Raw genomic sequence first — 14840 nt, forward strand, 5'->3', positions numbered from 1 at the left:
CTCTGTCTGATGTCGCCAAGGATCAGGCGAGGATCTTCGAGACGACGCCTGCGCCGACGGTGCGGCCGCCTTCGCGGATGGCGAAGCGCAGTTTCTCTTCCATCGCGATCGGGGCGATCAGCTCGACCTCGAACTTCAGGTTGTCGCCCGGCATCACCATCTCGGTGCCTTCCGGCAGCTTCACGGTGCCCGTCACGTCCGTCGTGCGGAAGTAGAACTGCGGACGGTAGTTCGCGAAGAACGGCGTGTGGCGGCCGCCCTCTTCCTTGGTCAGGATGTAGGCCTCGGCCTCGAACTTCGTGTGCGGCTTCACCGAGCCGGGCTTGCACAGCACCTGGCCACGCTCGACGCCGTCACGGTCAACGCCGCGCAGCAGCGCGCCGATGTTGTCGCCAGCCTCACCGCGATCCAGCAGCTTGCGGAACATCTCGACGCCCGTGCAGGTGGTCTTGCGGGTGTCGCGGATGCCCACGATCTCCAGTTCGTCGCCGACGTTCACGGCGCCGCGCTCGATACGGCCGGTCACGACCGTGCCGCGGCCCGAGATCGAGAACACGTCCTCGATCGGCATCAGGAAGGGCTGGTCGATCGCACGCTCGGGGGTCGGGATGTAGCTGTCGACGGCGGCGATCAGCGCGCGGATCGAGTCCTCGCCGATGGCGTTGTCGCGGCCTTCCATCGCGGCCAGGGCCGAGCCCTTGATGATCGGAATGTCGTCGCCCGGGTAGTCGTAGCTGGACAGCAGCTCGCGCACTTCCATCTCGACCAGTTCCAGCAGCTCTTCGTCATCCACCTGGTCGACCTTGTTCAGGTAGACGACCATGTAGGGGATGCCGACCTGACGGCCCAGCAGGATGTGCTCGCGCGTTTGCGGCATCGGGCCGTCGGCGGCGTTCACGACCAGGATCGCGCCGTCCATCTGGGCGGCACCGGTGATCATGTTCTTCACGTAGTCGGCGTGGCCCGGGCAGTCCACGTGCGCGTAGTGGCGCGACTCGGACTCGTATTCCACATGCGCGGTCGAGATCGTGATCCCGCGGGCCTTCTCTTCGGGCGCGCCGTCGATCTGGTCATAGGCGCGGAACTCGCCGAAATACTTCGTGATCGCAGCCGTCAGCGTCGTCTTGCCGTGGTCAACGTGACCGATCGTGCCGATGTTGACGTGCGGTTTCGTCCGTTCAAACTTTGCCTTTGCCATCTGGGCCTCCTGGATACCACGGGGCATGGCTGAGACGGCCCCGGATTTGACGTGCGCTGCGATCTATAAGGGCACCGGGGAAAAATCAAGGGCAGGTTGTGCCCTTCGCGCAAGGCCCCGGCGGCACTGTGGCAATGGCGTGAAGGGCGGGCGAAAACAGGGGGCGAAAGCCGTCGGCCCGCCCCTGTTCACGTCATGCGAAGCGGTTGTCGCGCGGGAAGCCGCGCGGCGCCATGCGGCCCGCCGTGGCGCGCTTGCCCAGCCATTCGGTCAGGTCGGGTTCGTGCCGGGTCTTGCCCCCGCCCATCGGCCAGGACAGCCCCTCGGCCAGGCTCAGGCAGACCGCGTCCGACAGCCCGCCATCCTTGAACTTGAGCAGCCGCACGCCCTTGCCGCGCGCCATCTCGGGCAATTCGTCCAGCGGGAAGACCAGCAGCTTGCGGTTGTCACCCACGACGGCGACATGATCGCCCTTCACAGGCCGACACAGAAGCGCATCGCCGTTCAGCACCTGCTTGCCCGACCGCGTCTGCGCGAGGATGTCCGAGGCGCCCACGACGAACCCGTCACCCGCCTTCGAGGCGACCAGATAGCGGACCCCCTCGCGCCAGGGAAAGACGGTGATGATCTCGGCCTCGTTGGGCAGGTCGATCATCAGGCGCAGGGGCTCGCCCATGCCGCGCCCGCCGGGCAGGCCCACGGCGGGCAGCGTGTAGAACCGCCCGTTCGAGGCAAAGACGATCAGCTTGTCGGTCGTCTCGGCATGAAGGGCAAAGCCCGGCCCGTCGCCATCCTTGAACTTGAGTTCGGCATCCAGCGGCTGGTGGCCCTTCATCGCGCGGATCCAGCCCATCTTCGACAGGATCACGGTCAGCGGCTCGCGCTCGATCATCGAATCGAGGTCGATCGCGGGCGTCTCGGCGGCCTCGGCGATGGTGGTGCGGCGCTGCCCCTCGGGGTGGGACTTGCCGAAAGCATCGCGCACGCCTTTCAGCTCGTCCGTGATGCGCGCCCATTGCGCGCCCTCATCGGCCAGCATCGCCTCCAACGCGGTGCGTTCCTCAAGCAGGGCGTCGCGTTCGGCGCGCAGCTCGATCTCCTCGAGCTTGCGCAGCGCGCGCAGGCGCATGTTCAGGATCGCCTCGACCTGCACCTCGTTCAGCGCGAATTCGGCCATCATCACGGCCTTGGGGTCATCCTCGGTGCGGATGATCTCGATCACGCGATCAAGGTTCAGATAGGCGATCAGATAGCCTTCCAGCACCTCGAGCCGGGCGGCGATCTTGCCCAGCCGGTAGTTCGAGCGCCGCACCAGAACCTCGCGGCGGTGGTCCAGAAAGGCGCGCAGAACCTCCTTGAGGGAACAGACCTTGGGCACGCGGCCGTCGATCAGGACGTTCATGTTCAGGTTGAAACGGATCTCCAGATCGCTGGTCTTGAACAGCGCACCCATCAGCTGATCGGGGTCCACGCTGCGGGATTTCGGCTCCAGCACGATGCGGACATCCTCGGCGGATTCGTCGCGGATATCGGCCAGAATCGGGATCTTGCGGATCTGGATCAGCTCGGCCAGCCGCTCGATCAGCTTGGATTTCTGCACCTGATAGGGGATCTCGGTGACGACGACCTGCCACTGGCCGCGGCCCAGATCCTCGACCGACCAGCGCGCGCGCAGACGGAAGGCACCGCGGCCGGTGCGATAGGTCTCGGCCATGCTTTCGGCGGTCTCGACCAGAACGCCGCCGGTGGGGAAGTCGGGGCCCTTGATCAGCGCGGCCAGCGTGTCGTCGCGGGCGTCGGGCGACTTGATCAGATGCAGGCAGGCATCCACGACCTCGTGCAGGTTGTGGGGCGGGATGTTCGTGGCCATCCCCACCGCGATCCCCGAGGCGCCATTGGCCAAGAGGTTCGGGAAAGCCGAGGGCAGCACCACGGGTTCGGTCAGCGTGCCGTCGTAATTGGCGCGGTAATCGACCGAATCCTCGGCCAGACCGTCCATCAGCGCCTCGGATGCGGCGGCAAGGCGGGCCTCGGTGTAGCGGGCGGCGGCGGGGTTGTCGCCGTCGATGTTGCCGAAGTTCCCCTGGCCGTCCACCAGCGGGTAGCGCATGGCGAAATCCTGCGCCAGACGCGCCATCGCGTCATAGATCGCCGCATCGCCGTGGGGGTGGTAGTTCCCCATCACGTCGCCGGTGATCTTGGCCGATTTGCGGAACGGCCCGTTCGGCGCCAGCCGCAGTTCGCGCATCGCGTAAAGGATGCGGCGATGCACCGGCTTCAGCCCGTCGCGGGCGTCGGGCAGCGCGCGGTGCATGATCGTGGACAGCGCATAGGTCAGGTAACGCTCGCCGATCGCGCGGCTGAGCGGCTCTGACATCGTGCCCTTGGCGGCACCTTCGGCGGGGTCGGAAATCGGATCGTCTGACATGGCCCTTGGATAGGGCGCGGCGCGCGCCCGGTCCAGATCGAAAAGCGCCGATGGCCGGGCGCGGAACGGGACCGCGCGCTTGGCGTTGGGGGACGGGGCGGCTAAGGTCGCCGCGACGACGGGGGAATGCGCCGGTGATGTTCAGATTGTCCTTTCTTCTTCTGGCCACGATGGCAGGGATCTATGCCGCGATGATGCTCTTGGGCGGCGAGGACCTGCGCGCCGAACGCAGCGTGCCCGAGCCTGTCGCGGTCAGGCTGCCCGAACCGACACCCCAGCCCGAACCGACGCCCCAACCCGAAGCCGCGCCCCAGCCGCAGCAGGCCGCCGAGCCCCTGCCCCAGCCGCAGCAGACGCCCGAACAGGCACCCCGCTTTCCCGGCCCCGCGCTGGAAGCCTCGCCCGAATTCGCGGGCCGCGCGCCGCAGGCCGACACGCCCGCCCCCGCCGCGTCGGACAGCCCCGCCCTCTGGGTCACGGCCAGCCGCCTGAACATGCGTTCCGCGCCCAATGGCAGCGCAAGCGTGGTGACCGGCCTTGACGGCGGCACGCGGCTGGAGCCGCTGGCCCCCGCGCAGGACGGCTGGGTCAATGTCCGCGCGCCGGGCGGCCAGACGGGCTATGTCTCGGCGCAATTCGTCAGCGATCAACCGCAATGAGGCAGCCCGGACGGGTGCTGATCACGGGCTGCTCGTCCGGCATCGGACTGGATGCCGCGCGCCGCCTGCAAGCCGAGGGCTGGCAGGTCACAGCCACCTGCCGCCGCCCCGAGGACATCGCCGCCCGCCGGGCCGAGGGGATGGAGTGCCTGCCCCTCGATCTGGCCTGCGAGGACAGCGTGGCCGCCTGCGCCGAGGCGGTGCTGAAGGCCGGACCTCTGGACGCGCTGGTCAACAATGCGGCCTTCGCCCTGCCCGGCGCGGTCGAGGACATGCCGCGCGGCGCCCTGCGCGCCATCTTCGAGGTGAACCTGTTCGGCACCCATGACCTGACCCGCCACCTGATCCCGCATTTCCGCCAGGGGGGCGGGCGGATCGTCAACATCAGCTCGGTCCTGGGCCTCGTGGGCATCCCCTGGCGCGGCCCCTATGTCGCGACGAAATTCGCGCTGGAGGGGCTGACCGATGTCCTGCGCCTTGAAATGCACGGCACCCCCGTCCGCGTCATCCTGATCGAGCCCGGCCCGATCACCAGCCGCATCCGCGAGAACGCGATCCCGCATTTCGAACGATGGGTGGACTGGCAGGCCAGCCCCCGCGCCGACCAGTATCGCGCCAGCCTGCTGAAACGCCTTTATGGCCCGCCGGGAAAGGACCGATTCGAGCTGCCGCCCTCGGCCGTCAGCGACCGGATTCTGGCCGCCCTGACCGCACGCGACCCCGCGCCGCGCTATTATGTCACGGCGCCGACGCGGATTTCCGGTCTCGCAAGGCGGCTTCTGCCGACCCGCGCACTGGACTGGTTCGCGCGGCGGAACTAGGTTGGCCCGCGAAAGGCGGTCCCCCATGGCAGACAAACCCCTGTTTCTCGTGACCATCATCTCGATCGGAGTGGTCATGGCGATCCTGCTCACCGGCATCGGCGGCTTCGCCAAGGGCGGAGAGTTCAACCGCAAGCACGGCAACCGCATGATGCGCTGGCGCCTCTACGCACAGGCCGCGGCGATTGCGGTCCTGCTGCTCTTCGTGTGGTGGAGGGCGCGCTGATGGTCGTCCTGAACCGCATCTATACCCGCACCGGCGACAAGGGCGACACGGCCCTGTCCGATGGCAGCCGCGTGGCCAAGCACGACCCCCGCGTCGAGGCCTACGGCACCGTGGACGAGCTGAACGCGACGCTCGGCCTCTGCCGCCAGCACGCGACGGGCGAGATGGCGCAGCGCATCGCGGTGATCCAGAACGACCTCTTTGACCTTGGCGCGGACCTGTCGCGGCCGAACATGGCGGCGGACGATCAGGCGGGCTACCCGGTGCTGCGGATCATCGACGCACAGGTGACGCGCCTCGAGACCGAGATCGACGCCATGAATGCCCATCTCGAACCCTTGCGCAGCTTCATCCTGCCCGGCGGCTCGGCCTTGGCCGCCTATCTGCACCTGTCGCGCACGGTCGCGCGCCGGGCCGAACGCCGCGCCACGGAATTGCTGGCGGGCGGCGATGTGAACGGCGCGGCGATCCGCTATCTGAACCGCCTGTCCGACTGGCTGTTCGTCGCCTCGCGCGTGGCCAATGACAACGGCCAGGGCGATATCCTCTGGGTGCCCGGCGCCAGCCGTTAGCGCCGCGACCGGCCCCCTGCTGGTCGCAAACGCTGCGTCTTGCGTCATTTTTGCCCTGTTATCGGGCGATTTCCGCCTCTACCTTCCCGTTCGACAGATGACGCAACCAAGGGAGAGAGGCCGATGAAGGTTCTCGTGCCAGTCAAGCGCGTGATCGACTACAACGTGAAGGCCCGCGTGAAGGCGGACGGTTCCGGTGTCGATCTGGCGAACGTGAAGATGTCGATGAACCCCTTCGACGAGATCGCGGTCGAAGAGGCGATCCGGCTCAAGGAAAAGGGCGCGGCCTCGGAAATCGTGGCCGTCTCGATCGGTGTCAAGCAGGCCGCCGAAACGCTGCGCACGGCGCTGGCCATGGGCGCGGACCGCGCGATCCTGGTCGTGGCCGCCGATGACGTGCATCAGGACATCGAACCCCTCGCCGTCGCCAAGATCCTCAAGGCCGTGATCGACGCCGAACAGCCGGGCCTGGTGATCGCGGGCAAGCAGGCCATCGACAACGACATGAACGCGACGGGCCAGATGCTGGCCGCGCTGCTGGGCTGGGGTCAGGCGACCTTCGCCAGCAAGCTGGAGATCGCGGGCGACATGGCCCATGTCACGCGCGAGGTTGATGGCGGCCTTCAGACGATCGAGGTGAAACTGCCCGCCATCGTCACCGCCGACCTGCGCCTGAACGAGCCGCGCTATGCCAGCCTTCCCAACATCATGAAGGCCAAGAAAAAGCCGCTCGATGAAAAGACCGCCGCCGATTACGGCGTGGACACGACCCCGCGCCTGACCGTGGTCAGCACGCGCGAACCCGAGGGCCGCAAGGCCGGGATCAAGGTCGGCTCGGTCGATGAGCTTGTGTCGAAACTGAAAGAAGCGGGGGTGGTGTGATGGCTGTTCTTCTTCTGGCCGAAGTCACGAATGGCGAACTGAACCGCGACGCGACGGCCAAGGCAGTGAACGCGGTCAAGGCGCTCGGCGATGTGACAGTGCTCTGCGCGGGCGCCTCAGCGCGCGGCGCAGCCGATGCGGCAGCCACCATCGCGGGCGTCAGCCGCGTGCTGGTCGCCGAGGATGCGCGCTACGGCCACCGCCTGGCCGAACCGACGGCGGCGCTGCTGGCGGGCCTGTCGGGCGATTACAGCCACATCGCGGCCCCGGCGACGACCGATGCCAAGAACGTCATGCCCCGCGTCGCGGCGCTTCTGGATGTCATGGTCATCTCGGATGTCTCGGCGGTGATCGACGCGGATACGTTCGACCGCCCGGTCTACGCCGGCAACGCGATCCAGACCGTGAAATCGGGCGACCGCATCAAGGTCATGACGATCCGCACCGCCAGCTTCGATGCCGCCGGCGAAGGCGCCGCCGCCCCGGTCTCCGACGCAACGCTGGCGGACGACCCGGCGCTGTCGAAATGGCTCTCGGACGAGGTCGCGCAAAGCGACCGGCCCGAGCTGACCTCGGCCAAGCGCGTCGTCTCGGGCGGCCGCGCCCTCGGCTCGAAAGAGCAGTTCGCCATCATCGAAAGCCTTGCGGACAAACTGGGCGCCGCCGTCGGCGCCAGCCGCGCGGCCGTCGATTCGGGCTACGCCCCGAACGACTGGCAGGTCGGCCAGACCGGCAAGGTCGTCGCCCCCGACCTTTATGTCGCCGTCGGCATCTCGGGCGCGATCCAGCACCTTGCAGGGATGAAGGACAGCAAGGTCATCGTGGCGATCAACAAGGACGAGGAAGCCCCGATCTTCCAGGTCGCCGATTACGGCCTGGTGGGCGATCTCTTCACCGCGATCCCCGAACTGACCGAGAAGCTCTGAGCTCTTCTTCACGAAAATATCCCGGGGGGAGTCGCGCAGCGACGGGGGGCAGCGCCCCCCTTCCCGCCCGGATGCAGGAACAGCCGCCCCCGCAACGCACCCTTGCGTCACGGGGGCGGTTTTGCGTTGCGGCAGCGCAGCACGGCGCCTATCGTCGTGCCAAGTCAGACACCGGGGGGGCATCAATGACGATTCAAACGGTTGGGGTGATCGGTGCAGGACAGATGGGCAACGGCATCGCCCATGTCTTCGCGCAGTCGGGCTATGACGTGCTGCTCACCGATATCAGCGCCGAAGCGCTGGACAAGGCCGTGGCGCTGATCGACCGCAATCTCGACCGGCAGGTCAGCCGCGAGAAGATCACCCCCGCTGACAAGGCCGCTGCGATGGCCCGGATCCGCACCACGACGCAGCTTGCCGATCTGGGCCAGTCCGACCTGGTGATCGAGGCCGCGACCGAACGCGAGACGGTCAAGCAGGCGATCTTTGCCGACCTTCTGCCGCATCTGAAGCCCGAGACGATCCTGACCTCGAATACATCCTCGATCTCGATCACGCGTCTGGCCAGCCGCACCGACCGCCCCGAGAAATTCATGGGCTTCCACTTCATGAACCCGGTGCCGGTCATGCAGCTGGTCGAACTGATCCGCGGCATCGCCACCGACGACGCGACCTATCAGGCCCTGCTGGCGGTGGTCGAGAAACTGGGCAAAACTCCCGCCACGGCCGAGGATTTCCCCGCCTTCATCGTGAACCGCATCCTGATGCCGATGATCAACGAGGCGGTCTATACGCTTTACGAAGGGGTCGGCTCGGTCCAGTCCATCGACCTTGCGATGAAGCTGGGGACCAATCACCCGATGGGGCCGCTGGAACTGGCCGATTTCATCGGGCTGGACACCTGCCTTGCCATCATGAACGTCCTGCATGACGGGCTGGCCGACACGAAATATCGCCCCTGCCCGTTGCTGACCAAATATGTCGAGGCCGGCTGGCTGGGCCGCAAGACCGGTCGCGGCTTCTACGATTACCGAGGCGAGACGCCGGTTCCGACGCGCTAGGAGCATTGGTGCGGGGCCGGCGACCCGGCCCCGCGGCGATTGTCAGGCATCCGCCTTGGCGTCGCGCTTTTCCATGAACTGGTCGAACTCGGCCTTGTCCTTGGCCTCGCGCAGTTTTTCCAGGAAATCCATGAATTCGCGGTGCTCGTCCTCCAGCCGCTTCAGCGTTTGTTCGCGATAGGCGTCAAAGGCCGAATTGCCGGTGGTAGGGGCGTAATAGCGGGGCGCCTTGCTGCGCTTGCTGCATCCGAACATGCGATTGCTCCAGATCATGTAGAACAGGAAGGCCAGGCCGATCGGCCAAAAGGCGATGAAACCCAGGATCATGGCGGCGATCCAGGCCTTGCGGCCATGCCCGTCCAGCCAGTCCCGACCCCGCAGAAGAAAGTCCGAAAAGCGCGTCCCGGCGGGAACCGGAGGCAGCGCCTGCGTGCCCATGCTCATCTCTTGTCTCCGATGTTAATGTTAATCACATTTACATAGATGGAAGGCCCCATGGCTCGCGTCAAGAGGATCGTGGCGAAAAATCACTCGGGGATCAGGCCCAGCCCGCGCAGATAGACGATGGCGCCGCTTTCCAGCATCTCGGATGGAGACACCGGGCTGCGGCTGCCCGGCCTGCCGCGGCCGAACAGTTCGACCACGCCGTGGCTCAAGGCCCAGATGTGGTTGGCGACCATGCGCGCCGGGGGGCGCCTGTCCTCTGGCAGGCGCTCGGCCAGGGCCTCGGCCCCCTCGACCAGCACGCGCTGCGCACGTTCGGACGCGGCGGCCAGATCGGCATTACCCGCGATCGACAGGCCGGATTCGAACATCGCCATGTAATAGCCGGGCCGGTCGCGGGCGAAATCCAGATAGGCCTGCCCCATCCGCAAAAAGGCCGTCAGCGCGCGCGGCCTGCCCGCATCGAAGGCAGCCTCCAGCCGCCCGGCGAATTCGACGAAACCCTGCCGCGCGACCTCTTCCAGCAGATCCTCGCGGCCCTTGAAGTGGCGATAGGGCGCGGCGGCGGACACACCCGCCCGGCGCGCGGCCTCGGTCAGCGTAAAGGCCTGCGGGCCCTGTTCCTCGATCAGCGCGGCGGTGGCCTCGACCAGCGCCTGGCGCAGGTTGCCGTGATGGTAGGACCGGCGTTCGGCCACTACATGCCTTCGCCGAAATAATCCCCCACCAGCGCCTCCAGCGCGTCGGCAAGCGCCGCAGCCTCGGGGCCGCGCGTCGTCACCGTGATGCTACTGCCGCGCGGGGCGGTCAGCATCAGCAATCCCATGATGGAATCGCCCGAAACCTCCATCCCGTCCTTCGAGACCAGGGCCTGCGCGTCATGGCGTTCGACCAGATCGACGAATTTTGCGCTGGCCCGCGCGTGCAGGCCCTTGACGTTGATGATGGTCAGCTCGCGGGTGATCACGTCGCTCATCGTGCGATACGCCCCAGATCGGACGCCGCCTCAGGGGGGACATTGTAGGAGTTGATGTATTTCCGCCCGGCCTCCTTGGCGAAGGCCACGGCCTCGGACACGGGCAGGTGGCGCGACTTGGCCAGCTTGACCAGCATCGGCAGGTTGGCACCATAGAGGATCGCGCGGTCCTGCACGGCGCAGGCAGGCAGCGACAGGTTCGAGGGCGAGCCGCCGAAGAGGTCCGTCACCACGACGACACCCTCGCCCTGATCGACCGCATTCGCGGCGGCCTTGATTTCCGCCGTCTTGGCGGCGCGGTCGTGATCATCCTCGATCGCGACGGCGGCGATGCCCGCCTGGGGCCCGACGACATGCTCGACCGCCGAGAGATATTCCCGGGCCAGCCCGCCATGCGCTACGATCACAATTCCAATCAACGCGTTCCACCACGTCCTGCGTGCGACATCGTCATGCCCGCCTCTTGTCCGGTCCTGCCTCGGCGTTGGGCGCCGCATCGCCTTCAAGGGGCACAGCGTTGATCCGCCGCTCAAGTTCCCTGTGCCTTATTGACACCGGCCACCCCGCCTCTGCAAGCGAAACGGCCATCTTTTCAACCAAAGTGACGGAACGGTGTTGCCCGCCGGTGCATCCAAAGCCCACCGAGAGATGCGATTTGCCCTCTTCCATATGGGCAGGAAGCAAGAAGCGCACCAGATCGCGCGTCCGTTCGAAGAATTCCGCGAATCGGGGATCGGCCTCGACATGGGCCTGAACGCGCGGGTCGAGCCCGGTCAGGGGCCGCAGATCGGCCTGCCAATGCGGGTTCGACAGAAAGCGGCAATCGAACATCAGGTCCAGCCCGCGCGGGACGCCGCGCTTGTAGCTGAACGAATGCAGCGACACGCTCAGCCGCGAGACCGCGCGCATGTCGAAAAAGCGCCCCAGTTCCGCCCGCAGGTCATGGGGCGACAGGTCGCTGGTATCGACCAGCACATCGGCCCGCGCCCGGATCGGCGCCAGCAGGTCGATCTCGGCCAGAACGCCCGCAAGGGGCGCACGGTCGGGCGACAGCGGATGGCGGCGCCGCGTCTCGTTGTAGCGGCGCACCAGCACGTCGGCGGCACAGTCCAGATACAGGACCTCGGGCAGGAAACCCGGCGCGCGGGTCAGCCGGTCGATCAGCTCGATCACGTTCGAGGCCGAGAAATCGCGGTTCCGAACATCCAGCCCAAGCGCCAGCGGCGTGGGCCGCGCCGGGCCGTCCAGCAGCCGCGGGATCAGCGACAGCGGCAGGTTGTCGATCGCCTCGAAGCCCAGATCCTCGAGCACGTTGATCGCGGTCGAGCGCCCGGCCCCCGAAGGTCCGGTGACAAGAACCAGCCTCTGCGTGCCGGTGTCATTCTCGGTGGCGTCCGTCATGGCATCCCTTTCGGCAAACAGCGCCCCTCAGTCCAGCCGCCCTGCCAGCAGCATCTGCCGCAGCGCAGCACAAAGATGCGGTCGATACGGCCCCAAGACAAGCGGAACCCGCACCCCCAGCCATTCCGCATGCCGCCATTGCGGCAGGCGCATATCCTCGGCCGCGCCCAGATCGCAGGCCAGCGTCACCGCCGCAGGCGCGGCCTCGGCGGCCAGGATGCCCAGCCCCCGCGCCTCGATCCGGCCGGCGATCCCGGCCGGGGCCGAGGCGATCAGCCGCCCCGCCTCCGCCCGCAGGTCGGTGCGGTCATCGGCAACCAGCACGGCCCCCACCGCCATCAGTTCCAGCGCCAGGCTGGACTTGCCCGAACCCGAAGGTCCCAGAATGATCAACCCGCGCCCCTGCAGCGCCACGGTGCTTGCGTGCAACTGGACCATGCGAATCACCCCTTTCCCAATCTGCACCTTGATTGGTTAATTCCGCGCGAATTTCCGCCAGATTTCTGCTCGTTTGCGATAACATTCGATGTTGGCGCTAACCGTTTGCGCTGACTTGTTTCCTCGCTTTTCGCCCGTGTTATAGCCGCCTTGCTGCGCCGCGAAACGTCGCGGTCCAATTCACAGCCACGGAGCCCCGAGAACATGACGACGCGCGTGAACCCCAATTGCCGGCTTGAGGATCAAGGCATCGAGGGGCTGGGCCAGGTCTATTACAACCTGCTGGAACCCGCCCTGATCACCCAGGCCGTCTCGCGCGGCGAGGGTCGTCTGGGCCTCGGCGGCGCCTTCCTCGTCTCGACGGGCAGCCATACGGGCCGCTCGCCCAAGGACAAGTTCGTCGTCCGCACGCCTTCGGTCGAGAATTCGATCTGGTGGGACAACAACAAGCCGATGTCCCCCGAGGCGTTCGATCTGCTGCATGCCGACATGCTGGCCCACATGAAGGGCCGCGACTATTTCGTGCAGGATCTCTTCGGCGGCGCCGATGCCGACAACCGCCTGGACGTGCGCGTCGTGACCGAACTGGCCTGGCACGGCCTGTTCATCCGTCACCTGCTGCGCCGCCCCGAGGCGTCGGAACTGGCCAGCTTCACCCCCGATTTCACGATCATCAACTGCCCCGGCTTCAAGGCCGATCCGGCCCGCCACGGCTGCCGGTCGGAAACCGTGATCGCGCTCAACTTCGACAAGAAGCTGATCCTGATCGCCAACACCGCCTATGCCGGCGAGAACAAGAAATCGGTATTCACGTTGCTGAACTACCTGCTGCCCGAAAAGGGCATCATGCCGATGCATTGCAGCGCCAACCACGCGCCGGGCAACCCCGATGACAGCGCGGTGTTCTTCGGCCTGTCCGGCACCGGCAAGACGACCCTTTCGGCCGATCCCTCGCGCGTGCTGATCGGTGACGACGAACATGGCTGGTCCGACAAGGGCATCTTCAACTTCGAGGGCGGCTGCTACGCCAAGACGATCAACCTCTCGCCCAAGGCCGAGCCCGAGATCTACGCGACCACCTCGCGCTTTGGCACCGTGATCGAGAACATGGTCTTCGACGCCGACACGCTGGAGCTGGATTTCGAGGACAACTCGATCACCGACAACATGCGCTGCGCCTATCCGCTGGACGCGATCTCGAACGCCTCGGCGACCAGCCTCGGCGGGCATCCGAAGAACGTCATCATGCTGACCTGCGACGCTTACGGCGTCCTGCCGCCCATCGCGCGGCTGACGCCCGCGCAGGCGATGTATCACTTCCTGTCGGGCTTCACGTCCAAGACGCCGGGCACCGAGGTCGGCGTGACCGAGCCCGTCCCCACCTTCTCGACCTGCTTCGGCGCGCCCTTCATGCCCCGCCGCCCCGAGGTTTACGGCAAGCTCTTGCAGGAAAAGATCGCCCAGCACGGCGCGTCCTGCTGGCTGGTCAATACCGGCTGGACCGGCGGTGCCTTCGGGACCGGCAAGCGCATGCCCATCGCCGCGACCCGCGCCCTGCTGGCGGCGGCGCTGGACGGCAGCCTGAACGACGTGCAGTTCCGCAAGGACCCCAATTTCGGCTTCGAGGTTCCCGTCAGCGTGCCGGGCGTCGAGGACCGTCTGCTGGACCCGCGCCAGACCTGGGCCGACGCGGCGGCCTATGACGCGCAGGCCCGCAAGCTGGTGCAGATGTTCTGCGACAACTTCGCGCAATATCTGGGCGCAATCGACGACGAGGTCCGCGCCGCCGCCATCGGCTGAGGCGCCCCACCCCGGAATGAACGCGCGGTGGGCCAAGGCTCGCCGCGTTTTGCATGGCCCCGCCTGAGATGCCCCGCCTGAGATGGCCCGCTTTACAGGACAGGGCCGCGCATTCGGCCAGATCCGACCTCGCTCAGCGGCCCAGAGCGCGACGGGCGTCGCGCAGCGGCGCGGTGATCCGCCACGACCGCGACCCGTAAACCCCCGCCAACTCGGCCTCCAGTTCGGCAACACGCCCCTCCAACGCCCTCAGCCGCGCGGGATCAGCGGCAGGCGTGACGGCAGGCGCAACAGCCGGCGTGGCGGGCCGGGCCAGCGCATCGGCAAGCCGCGCGCGACCCAGACGCTCGATCTCGGCCTCCTGCGCCACGTTAAGGGCGCGCAGCAGGGTGACTTCCTCGATCATGGCGCAGGTCTGCGCGGCCAGCCAGACCGCCTCGGGCGCGGGCGCCGCGATCATCGCGGCCTCCAGCTCCTCGGCCAGCGCGCGCGCCCCGGCATCCGCGCCGATCAGCCGCCCCGCCGCCAGCAGCGCCGCCGCCGACACGTCCGGCATCCGCACGGGCATCCGCAAGGGCAGCCGCAGCCCCAGACGCGCAGCCACGGCCTCATCCCCGATCCGCGCCACATCCAGCAGCATCAGCCGCGCGCGCCGGGGGCGATAGCCCGCCAGCAATGCGCGCGCAGCCTCGACCCAAAGGGCCAGCGCAGCCTCGGGCGCCGCCTCGACCAAGGTCCGCGCCAGCGCGACCACCGGCGGATCCATCAGGATCACCCCCGGTCCCGTCCCGGCCAACAGATCGGCCAGAGCCACCGGCCGCAGCCCGGTCCGGGCCAGATCCTCGGGCGGCACCCCGTCCAGGGCGCAAGCAATGGCCAGCCCCCCGGCCTCGCCGCGCATCAGGTCGGGCATCAGGTCAAAAGGGGCGGGGGTCGTCGGGTTCTGCATGTCGGCTCCGGCCTCTGGCGTGCTAGGCCGATCTTCAAGCACAATGCCGCGCGTATTGC

The 14840-nt window shown here is 67.3% G+C and carries 17 protein-coding genes; 8 read left to right on the forward strand and 9 right to left on the reverse strand.

Annotated features, from left to right (window positions below):
- Window positions 1–22: 22 nt before the first annotated feature.
- Together tuf and parC are read right to left on the reverse strand one after the other, a co-directional pair.
- On the reverse strand, window positions 23–1198 hold the full coding sequence (gene tuf / locus ACTZWU_RS07985) for an elongation factor Tu (protein WP_444736724.1): 1176 nt from the start codon (window positions 1196–1198) through the stop codon (window positions 23–25).
- A 193-nt stretch (window positions 1199–1391) separates the two neighbouring features.
- Window positions 1392–3626, reverse strand: coding sequence for a DNA topoisomerase IV subunit A (gene parC / locus ACTZWU_RS07990; protein ID WP_444736819.1), 2235 nt, complete (start codon window positions 3624–3626; stop codon window positions 1392–1394).
- A gap of 137 nt (window positions 3627–3763) precedes the next feature.
- Between parC and ACTZWU_RS07995 the strand changes: the two genes are divergently transcribed.
- The 7 genes from ACTZWU_RS07995 (at window position 3764) to ACTZWU_RS08025 (ending at window position 8773) form a co-directional block, all read left to right on the forward strand.
- Window positions 3764–4285, forward strand: a complete 522-nt coding sequence (locus ACTZWU_RS07995) for an SH3 domain-containing protein (RefSeq protein WP_444736820.1) — start codon at window positions 3764–3766, stop codon at window positions 4283–4285.
- Window positions 4282–5106, forward strand: coding sequence for an SDR family NAD(P)-dependent oxidoreductase (locus ACTZWU_RS08000; RefSeq protein WP_444736821.1), 825 nt, complete (start codon window positions 4282–4284; stop codon window positions 5104–5106). The genes ACTZWU_RS07995 and ACTZWU_RS08000 overlap by 4 nt, the downstream gene beginning before the upstream one ends.
- Window positions 5107–5131: 25 nt before the next feature.
- Window positions 5132–5332 (forward strand): twin transmembrane helix small protein, encoded by a 201-nt coding sequence (locus ACTZWU_RS08005; protein ID WP_444736822.1) that lies wholly within the window; start codon window positions 5132–5134, stop codon window positions 5330–5332.
- Entirely contained in the window at window positions 5332–5904 is a 573-nt protein-coding gene (locus ACTZWU_RS08010; protein WP_444736823.1) for a cob(I)yrinic acid a,c-diamide adenosyltransferase, read from the forward strand. Before ACTZWU_RS08005 ends, ACTZWU_RS08010 begins: the two co-directional genes overlap by 1 nt.
- A 123-nt stretch (window positions 5905–6027) precedes the next feature.
- The gene (locus ACTZWU_RS08015) at window positions 6028–6786 is read left to right on the forward strand and encodes an electron transfer flavoprotein subunit beta/FixA family protein (RefSeq protein ID WP_444736824.1); all 759 of its coding nucleotides are present in this window, start codon (window positions 6028–6030) and stop codon (window positions 6784–6786) included.
- Entirely contained in the window at window positions 6786–7712 is a 927-nt protein-coding gene (locus ACTZWU_RS08020) for an electron transfer flavoprotein subunit alpha/FixB family protein (RefSeq protein WP_444736825.1), read from the forward strand. Before ACTZWU_RS08015 ends, ACTZWU_RS08020 begins: the two co-directional genes overlap by 1 nt.
- A 185-nt stretch (window positions 7713–7897) precedes the next feature.
- Window positions 7898–8773, forward strand: coding sequence for a 3-hydroxybutyryl-CoA dehydrogenase (locus tag ACTZWU_RS08025; protein WP_444736826.1), 876 nt, complete (start codon window positions 7898–7900; stop codon window positions 8771–8773).
- 42 nt (window positions 8774–8815) lie between these two features.
- Here ACTZWU_RS08025 and ACTZWU_RS08030 read toward each other — a convergent pair whose 3' ends face one another.
- From ACTZWU_RS08030 to ACTZWU_RS08055, 6 genes are all read right to left on the reverse strand, one after another.
- Window positions 8816–9211, reverse strand: coding sequence for a DUF2852 domain-containing protein (locus ACTZWU_RS08030; RefSeq protein WP_444736880.1), 396 nt, complete (start codon window positions 9209–9211; stop codon window positions 8816–8818).
- 89 nt (window positions 9212–9300) lie between these two features.
- Complete coding sequence (locus ACTZWU_RS08035; protein ID WP_444736827.1) at window positions 9301–9915, reverse strand: TetR/AcrR family transcriptional regulator; 615 nt, start codon at window positions 9913–9915, stop codon at window positions 9301–9303.
- Complete coding sequence (locus ACTZWU_RS08040; RefSeq protein WP_444736828.1) at window positions 9915–10193, reverse strand: HPr family phosphocarrier protein; 279 nt, start codon at window positions 10191–10193, stop codon at window positions 9915–9917. Before ACTZWU_RS08040 ends, ACTZWU_RS08035 begins: the two co-directional genes overlap by 1 nt.
- Entirely contained in the window at window positions 10190–10612 is a 423-nt protein-coding gene (locus tag ACTZWU_RS08045; RefSeq protein ID WP_444736829.1) for a PTS sugar transporter subunit IIA, read from the reverse strand. Before ACTZWU_RS08045 ends, ACTZWU_RS08040 begins: the two co-directional genes overlap by 4 nt.
- Before the next feature lie 31 nt (window positions 10613–10643).
- Window positions 10644–11594 (reverse strand): RNase adapter RapZ, encoded by a 951-nt coding sequence (gene rapZ / locus ACTZWU_RS08050; RefSeq protein ID WP_444736830.1) that lies wholly within the window; start codon window positions 11592–11594, stop codon window positions 10644–10646.
- 27 nt (window positions 11595–11621) lie between these two features.
- On the reverse strand, window positions 11622–12032 hold the full coding sequence (locus tag ACTZWU_RS08055) for an HPr kinase/phosphorylase (RefSeq protein ID WP_444736831.1): 411 nt from the start codon (window positions 12030–12032) through the stop codon (window positions 11622–11624).
- 204 nt (window positions 12033–12236) lie between these two features.
- On the opposite strand from ACTZWU_RS08055, the gene ACTZWU_RS08060 reads away from it, so the two are divergent.
- A complete protein-coding gene (locus ACTZWU_RS08060) occupies window positions 12237–13832 on the forward strand; it encodes a phosphoenolpyruvate carboxykinase (protein WP_444736832.1) in 1596 nt (531 codons plus the stop codon).
- Between the two features lie 133 nt (window positions 13833–13965).
- On the opposite strand, the gene ACTZWU_RS08065 is transcribed toward ACTZWU_RS08060, so the two are convergent.
- The gene (locus ACTZWU_RS08065; RefSeq protein WP_444736833.1) at window positions 13966–14781 is read right to left on the reverse strand and encodes a hypothetical protein; all 816 of its coding nucleotides are present in this window, start codon (window positions 14779–14781) and stop codon (window positions 13966–13968) included.
- Window positions 14782–14840: the final 59 nt, after the last annotated feature.

It is taken from the genome of Paracoccus sp. NSM, from assembly GCF_052379855.1.
Classification (GTDB): Bacteria; Pseudomonadota; Alphaproteobacteria; order Rhodobacterales; family Rhodobacteraceae; genus Paracoccus.

Bases quoted from the DNA above. Each gene is read 5' to 3' on its own strand.
- ACTZWU_RS08010 (WP_444736823.1), top strand. From the start codon at position 5,332: ATGGTCGTCCTGAACCGCATCTATACCCGCACCGGCGACAAGGGCGAC.
- ACTZWU_RS08025 (WP_444736826.1), top strand. From the start codon at position 7,898: ATGACGATTCAAACGGTTGGGGTGATCGGTGCAGGACAGATGGGCAAC.
- ACTZWU_RS08020 (WP_444736825.1), top strand. From the start codon at position 6,786: ATGGCTGTTCTTCTTCTGGCCGAAGTCACGAATGGCGAACTGAACCGC.
- ACTZWU_RS08005 (WP_444736822.1), top strand. From the start codon at position 5,132: ATGGCAGACAAACCCCTGTTTCTCGTGACCATCATCTCGATCGGAGTG.
- parC (WP_444736819.1), bottom strand. From the start codon at position 3,626: ATGTCAGACGATCCGATTTCCGACCCCGCCGAAGGTGCCGCCAAGGGC.
- rapZ (WP_444736830.1), bottom strand. From the start codon at position 11,594: ATGACGGACGCCACCGAGAATGACACCGGCACGCAGAGGCTGGTTCTT.
- ACTZWU_RS08030 (WP_444736880.1), bottom strand. From the start codon at position 9,211: ATGGGCACGCAGGCGCTGCCTCCGGTTCCCGCCGGGACGCGCTTTTCG.
- ACTZWU_RS08015 (WP_444736824.1), top strand. From the start codon at position 6,028: ATGAAGGTTCTCGTGCCAGTCAAGCGCGTGATCGACTACAACGTGAAG.
- ACTZWU_RS08000 (WP_444736821.1), top strand. From the start codon at position 4,282: ATGAGGCAGCCCGGACGGGTGCTGATCACGGGCTGCTCGTCCGGCATC.
- ACTZWU_RS08065 (WP_444736833.1), bottom strand. From the start codon at position 14,781: ATGCAGAACCCGACGACCCCCGCCCCTTTTGACCTGATGCCCGACCTG.
- tuf (WP_444736724.1), bottom strand. From the start codon at position 1,198: ATGGCAAAGGCAAAGTTTGAACGGACGAAACCGCACGTCAACATCGGC.
- ACTZWU_RS08040 (WP_444736828.1), bottom strand. From the start codon at position 10,193: ATGAGCGACGTGATCACCCGCGAGCTGACCATCATCAACGTCAAGGGC.
- ACTZWU_RS08060 (WP_444736832.1), top strand. From the start codon at position 12,237: ATGACGACGCGCGTGAACCCCAATTGCCGGCTTGAGGATCAAGGCATC.
- ACTZWU_RS08055 (WP_444736831.1), bottom strand. From the start codon at position 12,032: ATGGTCCAGTTGCACGCAAGCACCGTGGCGCTGCAGGGGCGCGGGTTG.
- ACTZWU_RS07995 (WP_444736820.1), top strand. From the start codon at position 3,764: ATGTTCAGATTGTCCTTTCTTCTTCTGGCCACGATGGCAGGGATCTAT.